This window comes from Azospirillum sp. UFLA03-27 (assembly GCF_059803775.1).
In genome coordinates this window covers 1-12,570 of record NZ_JAUQTX010000201.1, presented here as the reverse complement: position 1 = coordinate 12,570, position 12,570 = coordinate 1, and the positions used below count along the sequence as shown (strand labels likewise).

General features: G+C 66.6%; 12 protein-coding genes. 7 read left to right on the top strand and 5 right to left on the bottom strand.

Going from position 1 to position 12,570, the window contains the following annotated elements; all coding sequences use genetic code 11:
- Positions 1–73: 73 nt before the first annotated feature.
- Entirely contained in the window at positions 74–835 is a 762-nt protein-coding gene (locus tag Q4I23_RS24185) for a proteasome-type protease (protein WP_454018979.1), read from the bottom strand.
- Between the two features lie 420 nt (positions 836–1,255).
- Between Q4I23_RS24185 and Q4I23_RS24180 the strand changes: the two genes are divergently transcribed.
- The 4 genes from Q4I23_RS24180 (at position 1,256) to clpA (ending at position 5,663) form a co-directional block, all read left to right on the top strand.
- Positions 1,256–1,792 carry a phasin family protein gene (locus Q4I23_RS24180; RefSeq protein ID WP_094305950.1) on the top strand — a complete coding sequence of 179 codons (537 nt, stop codon included), beginning with the start codon at positions 1,256–1,258 and terminating at the stop codon, positions 1,790–1,792.
- A 268-nt stretch (positions 1,793–2,060) separates the two neighbouring features.
- A complete protein-coding gene (locus Q4I23_RS24175; RefSeq protein ID WP_237904087.1) occupies positions 2,061–2,546 on the top strand; it encodes a phasin family protein in 486 nt (161 codons plus the stop codon).
- Between the two features lie 466 nt (positions 2,547–3,012).
- A complete protein-coding gene (gene clpS / locus Q4I23_RS24170) occupies positions 3,013–3,339 on the top strand; it encodes an ATP-dependent Clp protease adapter ClpS (protein WP_035672033.1) in 327 nt (108 codons plus the stop codon).
- A gap of 8 nt (positions 3,340–3,347) precedes the next feature.
- Complete coding sequence (gene clpA, locus Q4I23_RS24165) at positions 3,348–5,663, top strand: ATP-dependent Clp protease ATP-binding subunit ClpA (protein ID WP_035672029.1); 2,316 nt, start codon at positions 3,348–3,350, stop codon at positions 5,661–5,663.
- A 156-nt stretch (positions 5,664–5,819) separates the two neighbouring features.
- On the opposite strand, the gene Q4I23_RS24160 is transcribed toward clpA, so the two are convergent.
- Positions 5,820–5,933 carry a YegP family protein gene (locus Q4I23_RS24160; protein WP_498527903.1) on the bottom strand — a complete coding sequence of 38 codons (114 nt, stop codon included), beginning with the start codon at positions 5,931–5,933 and terminating at the stop codon, positions 5,820–5,822.
- A 154-nt stretch (positions 5,934–6,087) separates the two neighbouring features.
- On the opposite strand from Q4I23_RS24160, the gene Q4I23_RS24155 reads away from it, so the two are divergent.
- A complete protein-coding gene (locus tag Q4I23_RS24155) occupies positions 6,088–7,200 on the top strand; it encodes a CaiB/BaiF CoA transferase family protein (RefSeq protein WP_498527902.1) in 1,113 nt (370 codons plus the stop codon).
- A gap of 3 nt (positions 7,201–7,203) precedes the next feature.
- Here Q4I23_RS24155 and Q4I23_RS24150 read toward each other — a convergent pair whose 3' ends face one another.
- A complete protein-coding gene (locus Q4I23_RS24150; protein WP_498527901.1) occupies positions 7,204–8,514 on the bottom strand; it encodes a pentapeptide repeat-containing protein in 1,311 nt (436 codons plus the stop codon).
- 180 nt (positions 8,515–8,694) lie between these two features.
- On the opposite strand from Q4I23_RS24150, the gene Q4I23_RS24145 reads away from it, so the two are divergent.
- A complete protein-coding gene (locus Q4I23_RS24145; protein ID WP_498527900.1) occupies positions 8,695–9,171 on the top strand; it encodes a nucleoside deaminase in 477 nt (158 codons plus the stop codon).
- A gap of 21 nt (positions 9,172–9,192) precedes the next feature.
- Here the strand turns inward: Q4I23_RS24145 and Q4I23_RS24140 are convergent, their stop codons facing one another.
- Together Q4I23_RS24140 and Q4I23_RS24135 are read right to left on the bottom strand one after the other, a co-directional pair.
- Positions 9,193–10,395: a GNAT family N-acetyltransferase gene (locus Q4I23_RS24140; protein ID WP_498527899.1), complete on the bottom strand. Its 1,203-nt coding sequence runs from the start codon at positions 10,393–10,395 to the stop codon at positions 9,193–9,195.
- Between the two features lie 89 nt (positions 10,396–10,484).
- The gene (locus tag Q4I23_RS24135; RefSeq protein ID WP_137140093.1) at positions 10,485–10,952 is read right to left on the bottom strand and encodes a RidA family protein; all 468 of its coding nucleotides are present in this window, start codon (positions 10,950–10,952) and stop codon (positions 10,485–10,487) included.
- A gap of 408 nt (positions 10,953–11,360) precedes the next feature.
- Here Q4I23_RS24135 and Q4I23_RS24130 point away from each other — a divergent pair.
- Positions 11,361–12,570, top strand: a 1,210-nt coding sequence (locus Q4I23_RS24130; protein WP_498527898.1) for a flagellin, incomplete at its 3' end; no start/stop codon positions are given.

Below are 12,570 nucleotides of genomic sequence, written 5' to 3'. Positions count from 1 at the left end.
TGAGTTCCCTCCCAACGAATGCGCCAACTACTTCACCGCCGCCGGCTATGAACCGGAGTAACTGGAAAATGCTCTAGACCACCTCTTCCTCAGCGACATCCGCCCGCGCGCCGGCGGACAGCAGCGTGTCCACCCACGGACCGTCCGGCATACGCCGGGCCAGCTCGGTGATGTTGCGGTTCCACCACAGGCGCTGCTCGACCAGATCGTCGTAGTCGAAGTTCGACTGGCGCCACAGCCGCTCCTGGGCGTTGAAGGTCACCATGTCGATGGGGAAGCCGACGTCGTTGGACGAGAAGCGCGTGCTGTCGAAGGACAGGTAGGCGATCTTCAGCGCCGTCTGCATGTCCGTGCTGTAGGACAGCGCGCGGTCCAGGATCGGCTTGCCGTAGGCGGTGGCGCCGATCGACAGGTAGGGCGTGCGCTCGTCCACCTCGATCCAGTTGCCCTCCGGATAGACCAGGAACATGTAGGGCTCGCGGTCCTCGGCGAGCTGGCCGCCGATGATGGCGTGCAGGTTGAAGGCCAGCTTGGACGCCTCCAGCGACTCCTTGTCCTCCGCCGCCACCTGGCGCAGGCAGGCCGTGAAGGCCGACAGCGCGTCCAGCATGGTCGGATAGCTCTCGCCGCGGCGCCGGGACATGTCGCGGCGCAGGTAGGCCAGCGTCTTGTCGCGCACGCTGCGCAGGCCGGAGTTCAGGATGAAGAAGCGGTCGCCGCCGCTGCCCACCATGGTCACCTTGCGCGCGGACGACAGCTGCGAGCCGCTGGTGATGCGCCCGTCGGACAGGCCGATCAGGCCGTCGCGGGTCTTGATGCCGAGGCAATAGGTCATGAAAGAACGTTCCCGAACTGATAGCTGCGACGTTCCGCCGCGGTTGGTCTGACCTTTGGCCGAAGCGCGTCCCTTCGGCGGGCAGGGTAGGATTGGGCAGGATCGGCGGTAAAGCTTTCGTAAAGGCTCCGCCCAGTCGAGCCGAAGTGGATCGGTTTTCCCATGAGGCGGAACGGTGGAGCATTCGCCGTACCGACCAAGCAAAGGGATCGGGCTCAACTGATATATTGTGCGACGCACAAGATTCTTTGTTGACTCCACGGACATCTGCCCATAGTTTAGCCATTGCTGCACTGCAGCATTTTCGGGCCCGGAGCCGTCCGGGTCTCCCCAACGCAGCCGGTCTGCGCCCCGCAGGCGGACAGTCCGCCGGTCCGGGTTGATGCGCGCCGGGCTTCGACGAAGGAAGGAACGCAAGGCATGACGACCGTGACGAAGGCCAAGCCGGCCCCCGCCCCCACCCAGGCGTTCGAGAGCGCCGCCGCCCAGGCCAAGGAGCAGGTCGAGGGCTTCGTCAAGGCTGGCCAGGAGCAGGCCGCGAAGACGTTCGAGCAGACCGCTTCCGCCACCAAGGAGCAGGTCGAGAAGCTGTCCGCCCAGCTCCTGAAGATCTCCGCCGAGCTTCAGGCCTTGAACAAGGCCAACGTGGAAGCGCTGATCCAGAGCGGCAGCATCGCCACCCAGGGTGCGGAGGAGCTGACCCGCGAGGTGACCGCCTACGCCCAGGCCTCCTTCGACAAGTCGGTCACCACCGGCAAGGCCCTGCTGACCGCCAAGTCGCTGAAGGAGGTCGTCGATCTCCAGAGCGAGTATGTGAAGGCCAGCTTCGACGCCTTCGTCGCGGAATCCTCCCGCCTCCAGGGCATCGGCACCCGCGTCGCCACCGCGGCCCTGACCCCGCTGAAGGACCGCGTCTCGGTCACCGTCAGCACCCTGTCCAAGCCGATCGCCGCCTGACGCGGCGACACCCCAGAACCACGAAGCCCGGCCGTTCTCCGACGGCCGGGCTTCGCGCGTGAAGGGGCTGGCCGGGACGCGCCAAAGTTTTTGTGCACCGCACAAAATCTCGTTGACAGGCGCTTTCTCCTGCCTTAAGTTTAGCCATGCTGCATTGCAGCATCGACCCGACGCCCGAAGCCACGGGGTCGCAGGTCGGATCATCCGCGCGGTCGCCAATCGGTGGGTCCGGCGCGGGTCAACCCGATGAAATTCGAGGAGCCGTTCCATGACCGACAAGTTCGCCGCCGCCACCAAGACCTTCGAAGACGCCGTGTCCGCCGCCAAGCTGAACGTGGACGGCCTGGTCAAGTCCCAGCAGGAGCAGTTCGAGAAGGCCTCGGCGCAGATCCTGAAGGGCTTCGACGAGCTGACCGCTCTGACCAAGGGCAACGTCGACGCCGTCGTGAAGTCGGGCACCATCGTCGCCAAGGGCGCCGAGGAAGCCGGCAAGCAGGTCGCCTCCTTCACCCAGTCCTCGCTGGAGAAGAGCGCCGCCACCGGTAAGGCCCTGCTGGCCGTCAAGACCATCCAGGAGCTGGTCGAGCTGCAGAGCAGCTTCGCCAAGGCGAGCTTCGAGACCTTCGTCAAGGAGAGCGCCAAGCTGCAGGAGCTGTCGCTGAAGACCGCCAAGGACGCCTTCGCGCCGATCAACGACCGCCTCCAGGTCACGGTCGAGACGCTGTCCAAGCCGGTCGCGGCGAAGGCCGCCTGATTCAGGCCGGCCCCAGACGTCAGCCTGAGACAAAATGACCCGGAGCCAGCGATTCCACAGACCCGGTCGCGAGGCCGGGGCGGCTCCCCCCTCCATCGTCCCCGGGACACAATCGTCCGGGGGCGTGGACGGCGCAAGGCGGTACCGCTTTAAATCCTGCCGCCTCACGGCATTGTGAAGTTCCGGGAAAGCCCGGCGGTGCAGACCGCCGGGCTTGTTTGTTTTCGGGCGATGGGCATCTACAGGATGCCGGCATCGGGCGCCGGCCGTGCTATTTTTGGCACGCCGGTGCGGCAGTTCTGCCGCAAAGCGGATGTTTTCCACCAATTCCGGGGTAGCCGGGCAGGTTTCGTTCCGAATGGGCCTCTCCCAAATGGGGACTCACCGAAAACGGCCCCTTCCCACCGCGCCCGGAGTTCTCATATCATTCATGCGACGTACATCGCGATGCTGACCTGTTGAGACCATGGCCGAAAACGACAAACACGGCGACGAGGGCACCACTACGGGCGTGGTCATCAAAACCAAGCCTAAGACTAAAAAGCCCTCGATGTATAAGGTCTTGATGTTGAACGACGACTACACACCTATGGAATTCGTCGTTCATGTCTTGGAGCGCTTCTTTGCGAAGTCGCGCGAGGAGGCGACACGGATCATGCTGCATGTGCACCGGCGGGGTGTGGGCTTGTGCGGCGTGTTCACCTACGAAGTGGCGGAGACGAAAGTCACGCAGGTGATGGACTTTGCGCGCCAGAACCAGCACCCGCTGCAATGTACGCTAGAAAAGGATTAAGGCCACAGATGCTGTCGCGTAACTTGGAACAGACGCTGCACCGAGCCCTGGCCCATGCGAACGAGCGCAGGCACGAATACGCGACGCTCGAACACTTGCTGCTCGCATTGACCGAGGATGCCGATGCAATGGCCGTCTTGCGCGCTTGTGGGGTCGATCTGGACCGCCTGCGCGCCGAACTCTCGGATTACCTCGACAACGAGCTTGCGAACCTGATCACGAACAGGCCCGATGATGCGAAGCCGACGGCTGGCTTCCAGCGGGTGCTGCAACGCGCGGCCATCCACGTCCAGTCGTCGGGACGTGAAGAGGTGACGGGAGCAAATGTGCTCGTCGCCCTGTTCTCTGAACGCGAAAGCCACGCGGTCTATTTCCTGCAGGAGCAGGAGATGACCCGTTTCGACGCGGTGAACTACATCTCTCACGGAATCGCGAAGGCCCCGGGCCGCTCGGAAGCGAAGCGCGTTACCGGAGCCGACGAGGACGCGGCGGCGGAGAAGGTCGTGAAGAAAGGCAGCGAAGCCCTAGAGGCTTATTGCGTCAACCTGAACAAGAAGGCGGCCAGCGGGAAGATCGATCCGCTGATCGGACGGGAGCAGGAGGTCGAACGGACCATCCAGATCCTGTGCCGGCGGTCGAAGAACAACCCGCTGTATGTCGGTGACCCCGGTGTCGGCAAGACCGCCATCGCCGAGGGGCTGGCCCGCCGCATCGTCCATGGCGAGGTTCCGGAGGTGCTGAAGGGCGCCACCATCTTCGCGCTCGACATGGGCTCCCTGCTCGCCGGTACGCGGTACCGCGGCGACTTCGAAGAGCGCCTCAAGGCCGTCGTCTCCGAACTGGAGGCCACGGAAGGTGCCGTCCTCTTCATCGACGAGATCCACACGGTCATTGGCGCCGGTGCGACCTCGGGCGGTGCGATGGACGCCTCGAACCTGCTGAAGCCGGCCCTCGCCTCCGGCTCGCTGCGTTGCATCGGTTCGACGACCTACAAGGAATACCGGAACTATTTCGAGAAGGACCGGGCGCTCGTCCGGCGCTTCCAGAAGATCGACGTCAACGAGCCGACGGTCGAGGATGCTATCAAGATCCTCCAGGGGATCAAGACCTACTACGAAAAGCATCACCGGGTGAGCTACACCAACGACGCGATCCGTTCGGCGGTGGAGTTGTCCGCGAAGTACATCGGCGACCGCAAGCTGCCGGACAAGGCCATCGACATCATCGACGAGGTCGGCGCCGCGCAGATGCTGCTGCCGGAGAACAAGCGGAAGAAGAAGATCTCCGTCAAGGACGTGGAGGCGGTGGTCGCCAAGATCGCCCGCATCCCGCCGAAGTCGGTCAGCCGCGACGACAAGGAGACGCTCCTCAACCTGGAGCGCGACCTGAAGACCATGGTCTTCGGCCAGAACAAGGCCATCGACGCGCTGGTCTCCGCCATCAAGCTGGCCCGTGCCGGCCTGCGCGAACCGGAGAAGCCGATCGGCAACTACCTGTTCACCGGCCCGACCGGCGTCGGCAAGACCGAGGTGGCCCGCCAGCTCTCCCTCACGCTGGGCATCGAGCTGACCCGCTTCGACATGTCGGAGTACATGGAGCGGCACACCGTCTCCCGCCTGATCGGCGCCCCTCCGGGCTATGTCGGGTTCGACCAGGGCGGCCTGCTGACCGACGCCATCGACCAGCATCCGCATTGCGTGCTGCTGCTCGATGAAATCGAGAAGGCGCATCCGGATCTGTTCAACATCCTGTTGCAGATCATGGATCACGGTAAGCTGACCGACCACAACGGCAAGACGGTGGACTTCCGCAACGTCATCCTCATCATGACCTCCAACGCGGGCGCCTCGGACATGGCCAAGCCGGCCATCGGCTTCGAGCGCGAGCGTCGGGTCGGCGAGGACATGGAAGCGGTGGAGAAGCTGTTCACGCCGGAGTTCCGCAACCGTCTGGATGCGATCATCCCCTTCGCGCCGCTGACCCAGGAGGTCATCAACCGCGTGGTGGACAAGTTCATCATGCAGATGGAAGCGCAGCTCGAGGACCGCGGCGTCACGATCGAGCTCGACGATCAGGCTCGCGAGTGGCTGGGCAAGAAGGGCTACGACCCGCTCTACGGCGCGCGTCCGCTGGGCCGCGTGATCCAGGAGCACCTGAAGAAGCCGCTGGCGGAGGAGCTGCTGTTCGGCAAGCTTGCCAAGGGCGGCCTGGTCAAGGTCACCGTGAAGGACGACAAGCCCGCCTTCGACTACACCGAGGGGTCGCGCAAGCGGCGCTCCGGCGACGAGGACGAGGACGAGGTCGTGCACGAACTGGCGGAATGACGCCGGTTCGCACGGGACGCGAAAAAGGGGGCCGCAAGGCCCCCTTTCTTTTTGCCCGGCTGTTGGATCGCCGAGCGATCACTCCTCGACCAGAACGATCGCGTCGTTGGAACTCTTCATCAGGGTGATCCCGTGCAGACAGTCGCGCTCGGCCGTTTAGCCCTCGCTGCTGACGGCGATGGTCTCGCCGTTGGCGGCGTGGAAGGTCCAGCGCCATTCGTTGCGGTGATCCTTGTAGACCCTGTACTTGGGAGCCTTGCCCGTGGACATGTTTTCCTCCTCGCCGTTGGTCTGATACGGACGGTGGAGGCGGCACGAATGTGAAGGGCGGACGGTTGCATTCCCGATGCCGCATCACGGACACTCCTCCCAGGCGGCACCCCCAAAACAAAGCACGCCGAAACGAAGAATGAGGAAACGCACCATGCCCCTGCCCTTCCTGAGCGGACTGCGCATCATCGATCTCGGCCAGTATCTGCCGGGTCCCTACGCCGCCCAGATGCTGGCCGACCTCGGCGCCGAGGTGGTGAAGGTGGAGCCGCCGAGCGGCGACCCGCTGCGCCAGATGGGCCCCACCGACGCCAACGGCACGACCGCCGCCTACAAGCTGCTGAACGCTGGCAAGACCATCATCCGCCTGAACCTGAAGGACGAGGGCGACCGCACCGCCTTCGAGACGCTGATCGCCAGGGCCGACGCCCTGGTGGAAAGCTACCGCCCCGGCGTGCTGGACAAGCTGGGGGTCGGCCACGCCCGGCTGCGCGCGCTGAACCCGCGGCTGGTCCACGCCAGCCTGTCCGGCTGGGGCAGCAGCGGCCCCTACGCCCGGCGGGCCGGCCATGACCTGAATTATATGGCGGTCGGCGGCGGCCTGGATTCCTCGGGCACGCCGGACCGCCCCTCGATCAGCCACCCGCCGGTCGCCGACTTCGCGTCGGCCCAGCAGGCGGCGCTGGCGGTGGTCGCCGCCCTGTTCGGGCGCCAGCGCAGCGGCGAGGGTTGCTTCCTCGACCTGTCGATCATGGAGACGGTGCTGGGCTGGCAGGGCTTCAACCTGACCGCCGATGCCCGCGGCGAGGTCCCGGCCCGCGGCGAGGCGCTGCTATCGGGCGGAGCCGCCTGCTACCGCATCTATCGCACCGCCGACGGCCGCTTCGCCACCCTGTCGGCGCTGGAGGCCAAGTTCTGGCAAGGCTTCTGCGAGGCGGTGGGACGCCCCGACTGGATCGCCCGGCAAGCCGACCCGTTGCCCCAGACCTCCCTGATCGCGGAGGTGGACGCCCTGTTCGCCAGCCGCAGCCTCGCCGACTGGAAGGCGCTGCTCGACCCCGTGGACTGCTGCTTCGAGGCCCTGCCGACGCTGGCGGAGATGCCGGAGCATCCGCACATCGCCGCCCGCGGCCAAGTCCGCGTCACGCCGGGGCCGGAGCCGCTGGTGGAGACCTTGATGGGCCTGCGCGTCGATGGCGGTGCTCCGCCCGAGCGCACCCCTTTGCGCGAGTCCACCGCCGCCGCGGTGCTCGCCGCCTGGACGTAAAGCCTACAGGGCGATGAGGGGTCCGCCGCCGTCGCGCGGCGGCCGCGCGTCCAGCGGGCCGCGGCGGGCACCCATCAGGCTGGCCTTCGACAGGTTCGCCGCCGCGTCGTCGCAACCGCGCAGGTCGGCGGAGGCGAGGTTGGCCATCTCGAAGCTGGCGCCAGCCAGCTTGGCCCCGGTCAAGCGGGCGCCGCGCAGGTCGGCAGCGGCCAGCGTGGCGTTCGTCAGGTTGGCGGGCCAGCTCCGCCCAGTCGGGGTGCCGTCCGGATTGCGCAGGTCCACCATGCCGAGATCGGCGCCGTGGAGATCCACCCCGGTCAGATCGGCCCCGCTCAGGTTCGCCCCGGTCAGCACCGCCTGGTCCAGCCGCGCCCGGCGCAGGGTGGCACCACCGAAATCGGCCAGCGAGAGCGAGGCGTTGGACAGCCGGGCCTCGTCCAGGTTTGCGTCGCGGAACACCCCGCCCGACAGGTCGCAGGCGGTGAGGTCCAACCCGCGCAGGTCCATCCCGGTGAAGTCCGCCCGCAGCCCGGCCCCGCCGCCGCTGTTGATCCACAGGATGTGGGCGTCCAGCACGCTGCGCACCAGCATCGGCAGAGCGTCGGCGTTCCTCATATAGACGGCACCGCTGAGGTTGGCGCCTTGCGTGTCCGCCACGGTCAGGTCGACGTTGCGCAGGGTCGCCTCGCGCAGGTCGGCGTTGCGCAGGATGGCGCGGGTCAGGTTGGCGCCGTTCAGCACGGCGCGCTTCATCTTGGCCCCGCTGAAGTTCGCCTCGGTCAGGTCGGCCCCGGCCAGATTGGCGGCGAACAGGTTGGCGTTGCTGAAGTCGCCGCCCGCCGTCGAGGCGTTGGCCAGTTCGGCGTGGCTGAGGTCGGCGCCCTTGAAATTGACGCCGTCCATCCGCGCGTCCGTCAGGTTGGCGGGCCGCCGCTCCTCCTCGTCCTCGCGCCCGGCGCGGTGGACCATGATCTGGCCAGGGCGCAGATCGGCTCCCTCGAAGTCGGTGCGGGTCAGGTCGGCTTTCAGGAAGTTCGTCCCGCGCAGGTCCGCCCGCGCGAAGGAGGAGCCCACCAGCTTCGCCCGGCTGAAATTCGCCCCGAACAGGTCGGACATGGCGAAGCTGACCTCCTCAAGCTGGGCATCGGAGAAGTTGCCCTGGGTGAGGATGGCCGTTTGCAGGTTGAAACCCTTCAGCCGGAGCCTCGACAGATCGACGCCCTTCGCCTGAAGGCGCACACCGCCCGGCTTCAGTTTGAGATAGAATAGATGGTCCCGCACCTGCTTCAGGAATTCCATGGTGCGGTCGGTCATCGGGCGGGTCCGTCGGTCGGCTGGTCCCGCCCACACTACGCTTTGCGCATGGGCAGTAAAGGAGAAATCCCCAATCGTCCGCCACCCCTGCAATGCCGGGGGCGCATGCCGGACCGGGGTCATAAGGCAGTCTCTAAACCATTGAACGAAAACGCGGTTAGGGTTTGGGAGAGAGGAAGCATGACGAGTTTCGACACGGAGTGCCTGCGCCGCGCCATCGCGCTCAGCCGCACACACATGCAGGGCAACGCCGGCGGCCCTTTCGGCGCGGTCATCGCGCGGGACGGCCGGATCATCGGCGAGGGGTGGAACTGCGTGCCCTCCAGCAACGACCCGACGGCGCACGCCGAGGTCGTCGCGATCCGCAACGCCTGCCGCGATCTCGGCAGCTTCAGCCTCGCCGGGGCGACCGTCTACACGAGTTGCGAGCCCTGCCCGATGTGCCTGTCGGCGATCTACTGGGCGCGGATCGAACGCATCGTCTACGCCAACGCGCGCGACGACGCGGCGTCCATCGGTTTCGACGACGCCTTCCTCTACACGGAAATCGCCCTGCCGCTGGAACAGCGGGCGATCCCCATGCAGCGTTTGCTGGCCGACGAGGCGCGCGCCGTCTTCGACGAATGGGCCGCCCGGCCCGATCGCGTTCCCTACTGATCCGGCCCTACTGATCCGGCCCTATTGCTCCGACACGCCATCCTGGCGGTAGGGTGACAGTTCCATCAGCGCCTCCCGCTCCGCTGCCACGCCAGGCCGCTCGCGGCGCAGGTAATCGGCGATGGCACGGTGGAAGCCGGGGTCGGCCACCCAGTGGGCGCTGTAGGTCGGCACCGGCAGATAGCCGCGCTGGATCTTGTGCTCCCCCTGGGCGCCCGCCTCGACCCGGCCGAGGCCGCGCTCGATGGCGAAGTCCAGCGCACGGTAATAGCACGCCTCGAAATGCAGAAAGCGGTAGCTGCCGTCGGATCCCCAGTTGCGGCCATAGAGGGCGTCGGCCCCGATCAGATTCAGGGCGCCGGCCACCCACTCCCCATTGTCCTCGCACATCACCAGCATGACCCGGTCGGCCATGGTCTCGCCCAGCAACCGGAAGAAGGCGCGGTTCAGATAGCCGCCGCCCCATTTGCGGTCGGCGGTCTCCAGATAGAAGCGGTGGAAGGCGTCCCAATGCTCCGACTTCAGGTCGGCGCCGGTCAGGCTGTGCAGCCGGACGCTGCTCTCCGCCACCTCGCGCCGTTCCTTGCGGATGGCCTTGCGCTTGCGGCTGTTCAAGGTTCCCAGGAAATCGTCGAAGCTGGCGTAGCCACGGTTTTCCCAATGATACTGCACGCCTTCGCGGAGCAGCCAGCCGGCCTCGCCGAGGCGGCGCCAGTCACCCTCCTCCGGAAAGGTGACGTGGACGGAGGAGACGCCGTAGCGCCGCGCCACCTCCTCCATCCCTTGGATCAGGGCGCCGGCGACCGCGTCCATCCCCTGGGTCGAGGCGCCGGGCCGGACGAGCAGGCGCGGCCCCGGCACCGGGGTGAAGGGCACGGCGCACTGCAGCTTCGGGTAATATTGCCCGCCCGCCCGCTCATAGGCGTGCGCCCAAGCATGGTCGAAGACATACTCGCCGTAGGAATGGTTCTTCAGATAGAGCGGCACTGCCCCCATGATCCGCCCCGCCCCGTCGAGGGCGGCGAGGTGGCTGGGCTGCCAGCCGGTGCGGCCGATGGCCGACCCCGATTCCTCCAGCGCCAGCAGGAAGGCGTGGCTGAGAAACGGGTTGTCCGGCCCGGCGCAGGCGTCCCATTCCCGGGGGTCGGCCAGACCGATGCCGGTCAGAACCTTGACGGTGATGGCCTCCCCGGCGCCGGGGCCGATGTCCTTGCCGTCGGGCATGCTCTCTCCTTCACGGATACGCCGAGGGAGGTGGGCGCTTTTCCGCGCCGCGGCAAGAGGCTGGCCCCTCCCCCGGTCGGACCCCCGGATCAGGCCAGTTCGAGGATGGCGTCTACCTCGACCGCCACGTTGCCGGGCAGCGACGGGGCGCCGACCGCGGCGCGGGCGTGCTTCCCGGCGTCGCCGAACACCTGCATCATCAGCTCCGACGCGCCGTTGATGACCAGCGGCTGGTCGTGGAAGTCCGGGGTGCCGTTGACGAAGCCGCCCAGACGCAGCACACGCACCACCCGGTCGAGATCGCCGCCGCAGGCCGCCTTCGCCTGAGCGATGATGTTCAGCGCGCACAGCCGCGCCGCCTGCTGGCCCTGCTCCACCGTGAAGTCCTGGCCCAGCTTGCCGATGAAGCGGCGCTCGCCGTTCCACACGGTGACCTGCCCCGACACGTAGAGCGTGTTGCCCGACTGGGTGTAGGGCACATAGGCCGCCACCGGGGCCGCCGCCTGCGGCAGCTCGATCCCCAACTCCTTCAGCCGCGCCTCGATGCGTCCGGCCATGCTTCATCCCTCCGTCTTCGTTGCGGGCGCCGAGAACGCCGCGATGGGTGGCGCCCCGATGGGCGCGACAGCCCGACGATAGCCCCCTCCGCCGCCGTCACCAAGGGCTTACCGGCACCCTTCGCACACGGTCCGACCGACCCCCAACTGGGAAGTTTTGTCCCGGGGTCCGAGGCGCAACACCCTTTCTGCCCGGCAAAACTTTCCGCCGCCCTAGGAAGGGCCGTCCGGCCAACCAAAACCGGATCGTCGGGCACGCTCCATAGATGTCTTTTCAGAACAGTAAGTTATCGGGATTTTTAGGAACTGGCACGGGTCTTGATAGAGGAGGACCGCGCAAATGCACGTTGCCTCGCTTCGGTTTCAAGCACCAGCCGCGGGGCGAGCCTCAGAAGGAGACTTGGAACCATGGCCATCAACGACGTCACTCTCACCGCGTCAATGCGCACGAATCTGCTGCAACTGCAGGGCGTGAACGAAAAGATCGGTGTCAAGCAGAACATCCTCTCGACCGGCAACAAGATCAATTCGGCGCTCGACGGCCCGACTTCGTTCTTCGCAGCGAAGAGCCTGACCCAGCGCGCCGGTGACCTGTCGTCGTTGAAGGACGCCATGGGTCAGTCGATCAGCACCATCAAGGCCGCCGACAAGGGCGTGACCGCGATCGAAAGCATGATCGAGCAGGCGCGCGGCCTGACCACCGCCGCCTATTCCGCGCTCGGCACCGACGCCGGCTCCGTCGCCACCCGCAAGACGCTGTCCGCCCAGTTCAACGCGCTGAAGGAGCAGATCGACAAGCTGGCCGGCGACAGCGGCTATGCCGGCAAGAATCTGCTGGCGGGCAACGGCCTGCGGCTGGACTCCACCAGCGAGTCGCGCCGCGCCGTCAACACCATCCAGGGCATCGAGAACGCCCGCATCACCAACGTGGTGTCGACCGACACCTACACGGTGCGCGTGAAGGGCGACGGCTCCATCGAGGGCGCGGCCGGCGAGATCAACAGCGCCGAAATGGCCCACGGCCTGGTCGGCCTGAAGCTGTCCGGCACGATGACCACCTCGCTCGGCAGCTTCTCCGACGTGCAGATCGAGGTCCGTGGCGCCTCGGGCCGCGAGCGGTCGTTCATCATCACGGACGGCAACGAGTCGCGCACGATCACCTACTTCGACAACAGCCAGACGATGGCTGCCAACACGACGAGGACGGCCTCGACGGGCACCGCGCAGGTCACCAATGTGACGCTGGGCGGCACGATCGAAGCCGGCGACAGCTTCACCATCACCGTCGAAGACCAGACCTTCACCTACACCGCCACCGCCGGCGACGTGGCGACGGGTCAGACCGCGCGCAACAACATCGCCAACCAGCTCAAGGCGTCGATCAACAGCGCGCTGGGCGCCAACGGCCGCCTCAGCGGCAAGGACGTCCAGACCGTCACGGTCGGCTCGACGGGCACGATCACGCTGTCCGGCGCGACGACGACCAACGCCGCCCGCGAGATGACGGTCAAGGCGACCGCCGAGAACGCCCTGACCAAGCGCATCTCCGAGAGCTTCGCGTCGGGCACCATCGTGTCCTTCACGGTCGACCGCAAGCTGCTGGAGCAGGCTGCCAACG